1 protein-coding gene is annotated in these 1,038 nt (G+C 75.8%); it reads right to left on the bottom strand.

The window, feature by feature from the left end:
* On the bottom strand, positions 1–1,038 hold a 1,038-nt coding region (locus H5J30_RS35470), incomplete at both ends, for a DUF58 domain-containing protein (protein ID WP_181791898.1).

Genomic DNA, 1,038 nt, shown 5'->3' with positions numbered 1-1,038 from the left:
CTGCCGCATCCGCGCGGCGAGCGCGGCCTGCTCCTCGTCCAGATCGCCGAAGAACGCCACGAGCAGCCCTTCGTGCCCGCCGCGCAGCACGTCGTACGCGGCCGAGACCGTGTCCTGCTCGGAGTGGTCGATGACCGCGAGGGTGTCCAGGAGCACCCCCGCCGCGTCGGCGGACTCGCCGCCGCGGTAGTTCAGCGCCCCGTCGACGCCGGTCCCCAGCTCGCCGCCGTCGGTCAGCAGCCGCACCGTGTAGCCGCGCTCCAGCATGTGCAGCGCGACGGAGGCGGCGCCGGAGACGGCCCACTCGAAGGGCGAGTCGGGGCCGGAGCCGGTGTAGGCGTCGCGCCGGGTGTCCAACAGCACCGTGCAGCCCGCGCGCTGCGGCTGCTCCTCGCGGCGGACCATCAGCTCGCCGTACTTCGCGGTGGAGCGCCAGTGCACCCGCCGCAGGTCGTCGCCGTGCCGGTAGCCGCGCGGGATGACGTCGTCCTCGCCGGCCAGCGCGAGGGTGCGGTGCCGCCCGTCGCCGTAGCCGGAAGCCTCGCCGGCCAGCCGGACCGGGGCCAGCGCCTCGGTGCGCGGCACGACGGTCAGCGTGTCGTACGCGCTGAAGGAGCGGGTCATCTCGCACATGCCGAACGGGTCCGAGAGCCGCAGCTGCAGCGGGCCCAGCGGGTAGCGCCCGCGCAGGTCGGAGCGGACCCGGTAGGTCACCTCGCGCTTGCCGCCCGGCTCCACCCGGTCCAGCACGAAGCGGGGCCGGGGGCCCAGCACGTACGGGAGCCGGTCCTGGAGCATCAGCAGGCCGGTCGGCAGCCGCGAGACGTTCTCCAGCCGCAGGTGCACCCGCGCCTCGGAGCCCGCGGGCACCCGGGCGGGCGACAGCTTGCGGCTGCCGCCGACGCGGTAGCGCGTGCGGTGCAGCACGGCCGCGCACACCAGCGGCAGCGCGGCCAGCAGCAGCCCCACCCGCAGCAGGTCCGGCTGGCCCAGTATGTAGCTGCACGCACCGGCCGCGAGCCCGGCGGCCAGGAACGA

It is taken from the genome of Streptomyces phytophilus (assembly GCF_013870535.1).
Taxonomy (GTDB): Bacteria; Actinomycetota; Actinomycetes; order Streptomycetales; family Streptomycetaceae; genus Streptomyces; species Streptomyces phytophilus.
Note: the sequence above shows the minus strand (reverse complement) of the source record. Positions and strands in the feature narration are given on the sequence as shown.